Source organism: Snuella sedimenti, assembly GCF_016428595.1.
In the GTDB taxonomy this organism is placed as follows: domain Bacteria; phylum Bacteroidota; class Bacteroidia; order Flavobacteriales; family Flavobacteriaceae; genus Snuella; species Snuella sedimenti.
Genome location: NZ_JAELVQ010000022.1, coordinates 55547 through 63855 on the forward strand (window position 1 = coordinate 55547; position 8309 = coordinate 63855).

Consider the following 8309-nt stretch of genomic DNA (forward strand, 5'->3'; position numbering starts at 1 on the left):
ATGTAACTTTGCTTTAGCAAAAGCGAAGTTTAAACTACTTCATTTCCTTTTTTTGTTCTCAAAACATTCTCTATGATGTTAATTGTAACACGCTTTTTACGAAACGACGATAGGAGCGTAGTGGAAATCGAAGCATGAGATTTGCGATTTCTCCTTAATTGTCTTCATAGTTAATTTTGTGAATTCATCATTAATAAAAAATTCTCAACACATAGAGACTGTTTCAAATTCGTTTTTGAAATTTGTTATAGGTCATTTTTTTGCCAATTAAGGCTTTAAAACCGGAGTTTAGCAGCGCTAAATGAGGATTTTCATAACGAAAAGTGGTGAAAAAAGGGGCATAACAAAACCAAAAGGTGGAATTTAAATAGTCTCATAATACTGTGATTAATTTCCCTCAGTTAGATGTGCATGTCAAGAAAGTATAGGAAGTAAACGATTAATATTAAAGACCGCTAAGAAGTGTAAAACAACATCATAAATCCTCGATATAACAATTATAAATCCAACATAAATAGTATGCCAATTTTATTTGTTGTAACTTTAAATACTTGTAAATAGTAATTTATCACCGTGGTTTTATACTATCAATCCTAATTTTAATTCGCAATTTGTCTTTCAAGCTGTCAGAGCAGTTATGTAAACAATGCATTTAAAATAGAAATTAACTCAATACTTTACATGTCAAAATTAGATTTCTCAGCTTACGATTCAAAAGGGTTTTACGACGAAATGTTTGATCAAAACAATACCGTTAGGCCTAATTATAAACTGTTTTTAGAACGGCTCCAAAAAATGAGTCAGAGGAAATTAAACAATCTGCAATACGCTACAGATAGGGCGCAATTATCATTAGGGATGACTTTTAACGTTTATAGCGATAATGCAGGCATTGAGCGAATTCTACCTTTAGATATTATTCCAAGAATTATTGATAACACAGAATGGACACATCTAGAAAAAGGATTACAACAACGTATCAAAGCACTCAATTTATTTATTCAAGATATTTATAATGACCAAAAGGTACTAAAAGATAAAATTATTCCTAAGGAAATGATTTTTTCAAGTGTATCGTATTTAAAGGAATTGGAAGGCTTTAAACCACCAAAAGATATTTGGTGCCATATTACAGGATCTGATTTAATAAAAGGTGGAGATGGTCAATATTACGTGCTCGAAGATAATTTAAGGTGCCCTTCTGGTGTATCATATATGCTAGAAAACAGAGAAATTCTAAAGCGCACATTTCCTGAGTTATTTGAAACACTAGGAGTAAAGCCTGTTTATAATTATACGCATATTTTAAGAGATACTTTGGAGTATCTTTCAGATGATGAAAAACCGACAGTTGTAGTATTAACACCAGGTATTTACAATTCGGCTTATTTTGAACATTCGTATTTAGCTCAACAAATGGGAGCAGAGCTGGTAGAAGGACGCGATTTAATTGTAAAAGACGATGTCGTTTATATGATTACTACCAATGGATTGAAACGTGTAGATGTTATTTACCGTCGTGTAGATGATGAGTTTATAGACCCGCAAGTATTCAATAAGAATTCGTTACTAGGTACTCCAGGTTTATTCAAAGCTTACTTAAAAGGAAATGTAACATTGGTTAATGCTCCTGGAACAGGAGTTGTAGATGATAAAGCGGTTTATGCCTATATTCCACGAATTATAAAATACTATTTAGGTGAAGACATGATTTTACCAAATGTAAAAACGTATATCTGTGATGAGGAGCAAGATCGTAAATATGTGATTGAAAACATCCATAATCTAGTAATAAAACAAACAGATGCTTCTGGAGGTTATGGTATGCTTATTGGTCCGAAATCGACTAAAAATGAACAGGAAGAATTCATTGCAAAAATTAAGCATAATCCTAGAAATTATATTGCACAACCGATGATTAACTTATCGCGAGTGCCAACCATAAAGGACGATACAATTGAAGGTTGTCATGTAGATTTAAGACCGTATGCTTTGTATGGCGAGGATATAAAAATTATTCCAGGTGCGTTAACGCGTGTTGCATTAAAAAAAGGTTCCATCGTTGTTAATTCTTCTCAAGGTGGCGGAAGTAAGGATACGTGGGTATTAAACAGTTAAAATAAAATTATGTTAGGTAGGGTAGCAAACACCATATATTGGATGAATAGATATTTAGAACGTGCCGAAAATTATGCGCGTTTTATGGATGTAAATTTTAATTTATCATTAGAGTTACCTCCAAACGAGGAAGAACAATGGAAACCACTTGTAGTAATTACAGGCGATTGGCCATTGTATGAATCACTTCACACCAAAGCTGAAAAGAATAAAATAATTTATTTTATGGCTTTTGAAGAACAGAACCCTAATTCAATATATAATTGTATTGTAAATGCACGCGAAAATGCCCGTTCTGTAAGAACCGAAATTACAAAAGAGGTTTGGGAACAAATTAATGCACTTTATTATTTAGTGAAAGCTGGTTCAGAAAAGAAAAAACGTAACGATGCCGATTTGAGACAGTTTTTTACTGAGATTAAAAACGGCTGCCAGTTGTTGTACGGTATGTATGATGCGACTATTTCACGAACTGAAGGCTGGAATTTTGCTAAATTAGGACAGTTTATAGAACGTGCCGATAAAACATCACGAGTTTTAGATGTGAAGTACTATTTTTTATTAAGTTCACCAAATAAAGTAGGTTCTACATTAGATTTAATACAATGGGCAGCACTCCTTAAATCGGTAAGCGCTTATGATATGTATCGCAAAAAACACGGGAAACTAACATCATCTAGTATTGCAGAATTCTTGATTTTAGATAGAGAGTTTCCTAGGTCTATTTTAAATTGTTTAATACGCGCAGAACAATCCATTATTACGTTATCTGGCAGTTCTTCTGGATTCAGTAATTCGGCACAAAAGCAATTGGGAGCTTTAAAAGCACAATTGGAATATGTTGATATTGATGATATTATAATTCAAGGCATCCATGAATATTTAGATGATATTCAGCTGAAACTGAATGGTATTTCAACAGCTATTTATGAAGCATTTTTTGCAATAGAGGTAACGCATTAGCTCAGATGTAAAAAAGACTTAAGTAAGAAAACAATAGAAAAACAGAATAGCAATAACCAATGAAACGAGCATTAAGAAATTTTAAAAATTACTTCACAAAAGGAAATGTTTAAAATTTTTAATGAGAGAACGAGTGTAGGGAGTGGTTGCACACGTTCTTATTTTTATAATTACAATAAAATCAATTAATTACTAAAATTTAAACGTGTGAAATTTAAAATTATTCATCTCACGGAATATGTATTTGATTCTGAAGTATTTCTAGAACCTCATTATTTAAGATTTCACCCAAGACAAACACCTTGTATTACTGTTGAAAGTTTTTCAATGTCTTTGAAATCAAAACCATTAGGTCACAAGCGTATTCGAGATGAAGAAAATAATGCAGTAGATTTTTACTGGTTTGATGGCATGACCGAGAAACTTACCATTAAAGCCGAAAGCATTTTGAAAATTAAACCTTTTAATCCGTTTGATTTCATTTTGAATCCTCTACGTTTTAATGAAATGCCTTTTGAATATTTTGAAAGGCAGCGTAAACTATTGTATGGTTCATTATTAAAAAAAGCCATTTCAGAAGATTTATTAGATTATGGAAATTCAATATTAAAAGAAGCTAATTTTAATACGGTTTCTTACTTAACAGCGCTCACCAAACAAATTCATGCTGATTTTTCAATTGTTCACCGTGAAGTTGGAGCTCCTTTTGCACCCAATAGAACATTTAAGCATAAAAAAGGATCGTGTCGTGATTTAGCATGGATGCAAATTAATCTTTTGAGAAAACAAAGTATTGCGGCACGCTTTGTAAGTGGTTATTACTATTTCGAAATGGATGAGCCACACTATGAATTACATGCTTGGGTAGATGTTTTTTTACCAGGAGCAGGTTGGTTGGGGTTAGATCCTAGTTATGGAGTGTTAACAGGTAACACGCATTTCCCTCTTGCTGTAAGCGCAATTCCTGAAAGCACAATGCCTGTTTCTGGGGTTATTCGAGGTAGTGCAAAATCAAAATTAACAACACAACTTTCCATAGAAAAAATGTAATTGTGTTTAATTCAAATAGCATACATTTACTAGCTTTTTAAAAAATAAAATCAACTTAAAAGATTAACGCTAAAGTTTATCTTAAGCGTAGTCGAAAGACGGGAACTTAAAATGAAAATATTTAGATGTGGTAACTGTAATTACGCCGTATTCTTTGAAAACTATACTTGTGAGAATTGTGGGCATTTAACAGGTTACAAAGACAAAGATCGCAAGATGTTGTCGTTTAATCCAAGTAATACTTCTTTGATTTCCGATAAGGATCAAGTCGAATATAAATACTGTAAAAACAAAGAGTACGATGCTTGTAATTGGGTAATAAAAAAAGATAGTTTAGAAGATTATTGTAATGCTTGCCAATTGAATAGAATGATTCCAAATCTTGCTGATCTAGATAATTTTGAAAAATGGAAAAATTTAGAAGTAGCAAAGCATAGATTAGTCTATCAGCTTCAAAAAATTGGTTTAGCAATACCTAGTAAATTACGTGATATCAATGGTTTGTGTTTCGATTTTGTAGCACAACAAAATAATCCTAATTTAATGACAGGTCATGCAAATGGTGTGATTACTATTTTATTACGAGAAGCAGATTCTGTTTTAAGAGAACAAATGCGTAAGCAATTTCTGGAACCATACCGTACCTTAATTGGACATTTAAGACATGAAGTAGGCCATTATTTTTGGGATCGATTAATCTATACTAATCCAGAAACATTAGAAGAATTTAGAACTATTTTTGGTGATGAACGTGTTAACTATGGCGAAGCATTACAACTCTATTATAAAGTTGGCGCACCAAGTAAATGGGAAGCATCATTTATAAGTAAATATGCCACCTCGCATGCTTGGGAAGATTGGGCAGAAACTTGGGCACATTACCTTCATATTATGGATATGGTAGAAACAGCTTACTTTTTTAGAATGACCGTTAAGCCTATTAAAAAGAGTAACGACTTAAAAGCCAAAGCTTCGTTCGATCCTTATACTATTGAAGATTTTGATGTTATTATTAAAACCTGTAAACCTTTATCATTTGCTGTAAATAGCATTAATAGAGCTATGGGCGTTCCCGATGTGTATCCATTTGTAATTACACCTGTTGTCGTTGATAAATTGAAGTTTATTCATCAATTATTATTATCAAAACGATAATTTGATTGTTTGTGTGCTAAATCAAATTATGGATCATTGCACGAGATTACAATAAAACTAAGGCTTTAATGTTATATAGACACTTTATATAATGACTGATTATAATGTTATTTTTTGAATTATAATGGTCAGCATTATGTTACTTTGCTTTGGTAAAAGCGAAAATTGTTACTACAGTTTCTTTAAAAAAATTTATTCTAAAAAGTTTCTTCTGCAATGTTAATGGAACACTTTTTATGTGACGACGTAGGAGGGAAGCATAATGTGTGTGGAATGAGTGTTATACCTAAAAGCGCAAAAACAACTATAAAGTTATTAATAAGTGTGTTAATAATTATATAATGCACTTTAAAGTTGAATTAAAATATTTTTTGTATATTTGTATTGTGAAATTATATCATGGTAACAAAACAACAAGTAAAAGACTTTCTTCGAGAATTCAAGGAGAAAATGAAAATTTGGGAGGTTATTTTTCTTGATGGCAGAGAAAAGAACACTCAAACGCTTGCTGATTTGGAGTTGATGCCAGTCGAAAGAAAAAAAGTTCTAGAAAAATTAGAACTTGAAGATTACTGCGAAGGTCCACTCGAAGAAAGCCAATTTATTGGTAGTGAGATGTGGGTCTTTGGTAGGAGACTAAAAGGCGAAGAAATATATATTAAAATATCACTTGGAAGGGAAAACACAGGTGTTATTTGTATTTCTTTTCATATAGCTGAATTTCCAATGAAATATCACCAGTTTAACTAATTTTATGAAAAGTCCAATTACAGGAAAAGAAATGTCTATTCAAGTTAGAAACATGGTAATTACATTTAGAAAGGATTCTTTCTCGGTAGATTATCCAAGTTTTTATTGTGAAGATAGTAACGAGTATTTTACGACTACTCAATTTGATACGATTAAAATGAAACAAGTTTATAATCAGTATCGTGACAAGTATAATTTACCCTTTCCAGAGGAAATAAAGGAAATAAGAAGTAAATATGGATTATCCGCAGTCAAAATGTCTGAAATATTAGGTTTTGGTGTTAATGGTTACAGAAATTATGAAAACGGAGAAGTACCAAGTCAATCAAATGCGAATTTGATTCAATTGGCAAATGACCCAGAAAAATTTAAATCCTTAGTTGAAATTAGCAGTGTTTTTGATGTTGATTCTAAGGAGAAAGAAGAATTGCTAGCCAAAATTGATAACTTAATTACTAAAAAACGGAAACAACAATTCTTTTTTAGATTTGAAGATTATCTTCTTGGAGAAAAACTCCCTGATAATTTTAGTGGCTATATAAAACCAAGTATAGAAAAATTGACAGAAATGGTTGTGTTTTTTGCACAAAATATGGAACCATATATTACTAAATTAAATAAGCTTTTGTTTTATAGTGATTTTCTACATTATAAGTATGAAGCTGTTTCGATGAGTGGCACAAGATATCGTGCTATAGATCGAGGACCTGTTCCTAATAATTATGATAGTATTTTTGATTTTATGAATAGAGAGGGAGATGTTAATATTATTGAAGAGGAAAGACAATGGGGATTTAGTAAACAATTTGTTTCATTTAAAGACCGTACTTTTAATTCAAGCTTGTTTTCTGAAATTGAATTAGAAATACTAAACAAAGTGAATAATACTTTTAAAGATATTACTCCTGATATTGTTGAAATAAGTCATACTGAAGATGCTTGGATTAATAATTTCCACAATGGTAAGAGTTTAATAGATTATAAATATGCGTTTAACATTAAAAATATTAGCTGATAAGAAATAAAAAAATCCAATCTATTGCGACAACAATAAATTGGATTATGTAAATGGGATAAAAAGTTTTCGACGACTTTACAATAATAAGGCTTATCACCTTTATAGTTTCCCGTGTTTTGTTATACAATATTACTTCTTTTTAAAGACTTGTACAACTATTGATATAACATTTTTGTCTGAACAGTATTATTCTCAAACTGTTTTAAAGACTTGAGAACTATGAAATCCATTAAAAAAAGAAAAAAATGGAACATAAAAATGATAGTAGTAAAGACCATGGAAACGGACATAACAAAGTTTATGTTATAGTTGTTAATGGTAGAGAAAAAGAATGGAATAAAAAAGAAATTTCATTCAAAGAAGTAGTAATCTTAGCTTTTGGAAGTTATCAAGAAAATAACAGAACTTGTTATACGGTAACTTACACAAGAGGTAATAATCATAAACCACAAGGTTCTATGAATGTTTCCTAAAATATAGCGTAATGAACCGTTAATTGTTTCCAAAGTTTTATACAGTCTTGATTTTCTTGTTTCTTTTTTTATCAAGAAAAAAAGATAATGAAGCATAAAAAAAAGGATAAATTGAAATTCTAAATATAACAAGTGCATAGAATTTTATTTTCTTAAAAATTTATGCTCTTGTGGCAACTTGACGAGAATCGCATAAAATTTTTTTGACGTACATTTTATCAAAAACGAGAATTTTAAAACAGTGCAAAAAGTGAAGCTTTTACATGGAGTTGGCAAGCGATGGATAATTGTGTGTAAAATGAATTGTGATAACAATGAGAATCGCGTATTTAAAAAAACTTGAACAATTTTGTACAGAATATTAAAATTATACGAAAAGCAAAATGATAAAGTTTAATGACCCAAGTTTGAGTATTCTTTTAAATCTTAAAACTCTAAGTACATGACAAAAATTGAAATAAGTTAGTATCATATTGATTTTCAGAATTTAATAAGGCATTTGCAATAAACGAGAGTCCATATTTAAAAATACTTTTGGCTTTTCTCCGATGTTTCTTAATTTGTATTGGACATATTTTATGCAGGTATATACCTACTTTGTAACACCAAACAAAAGCAATCATGACCAGCAGCACAAGTTTTTCTAATCTTTGAATATCCTTCAAGTGTGTTTTTTCAATATCAAATCCGCTGGATTTCATGGCCTTAAAGCACATTTCTATCTGCCAACGCTGTTTGTAATCTTGTTTGGCATTTTCAGGTTTGTTAAACGAGACAATAAT

The 8309-nt window shown here is 30.9% G+C and carries 8 protein-coding genes; 7 read left to right on the plus strand and 1 reads right to left on the minus strand.

Annotated features, from left to right (window positions below; all coding sequences use genetic code 11):
* Window positions 1-681: 681 nt before the first annotated feature.
* From JF259_RS14300 to JF259_RS14330, 7 genes are all read left to right on the plus strand, one after another.
* On the plus strand, window positions 682-2118 hold the full coding sequence (locus JF259_RS14300) for a circularly permuted type 2 ATP-grasp protein (RefSeq protein ID WP_199116219.1): 1437 nt from the start codon (window positions 682-684) through the stop codon (window positions 2116-2118).
* Window positions 2119-2127: 9 nt separating this feature from the next.
* On the plus strand, window positions 2128-3081 hold the full coding sequence (locus JF259_RS14305) for an alpha-E domain-containing protein (protein WP_199116220.1): 954 nt from the start codon (window positions 2128-2130) through the stop codon (window positions 3079-3081).
* 207 nt (window positions 3082-3288) lie between these two features.
* Window positions 3289-4131 carry a transglutaminase family protein gene (locus JF259_RS17770; protein ID WP_199116221.1) on the plus strand — a complete coding sequence of 281 codons (843 nt, stop codon included), beginning with the start codon at window positions 3289-3291 and terminating at the stop codon, window positions 4129-4131.
* 111 nt (window positions 4132-4242) lie between these two features.
* Window positions 4243-5286: a zinc-binding metallopeptidase family protein gene (locus tag JF259_RS14315; protein WP_199116222.1), complete on the plus strand. Its 1044-nt coding sequence runs from the start codon at window positions 4243-4245 to the stop codon at window positions 5284-5286.
* A 399-nt stretch (window positions 5287-5685) separates the two neighbouring features.
* Window positions 5686-6036 (plus strand): type II toxin-antitoxin system MqsR family toxin, encoded by a 351-nt coding sequence (locus tag JF259_RS14320; protein ID WP_031444230.1) that lies wholly within the window; start codon window positions 5686-5688, stop codon window positions 6034-6036.
* A gap of 4 nt (window positions 6037-6040) precedes the next feature.
* A complete protein-coding gene (locus JF259_RS14325; RefSeq protein ID WP_199116223.1) occupies window positions 6041-7051 on the plus strand; it encodes a type II TA system antitoxin MqsA family protein in 1011 nt (336 codons plus the stop codon).
* Between the two features lie 248 nt (window positions 7052-7299).
* Entirely contained in the window at window positions 7300-7527 is a 228-nt protein-coding gene (locus JF259_RS14330) for a multiubiquitin domain-containing protein (RefSeq protein ID WP_199116224.1), read from the plus strand.
* A 434-nt stretch (window positions 7528-7961) separates the two neighbouring features.
* On the opposite strand, the gene JF259_RS14335 is transcribed toward JF259_RS14330, so the two are convergent.
* The coding region (locus tag JF259_RS14335) for a transposase (RefSeq protein WP_199116229.1) at window positions 7962-8309 on the minus strand (348 nt) is incomplete at its 5' end.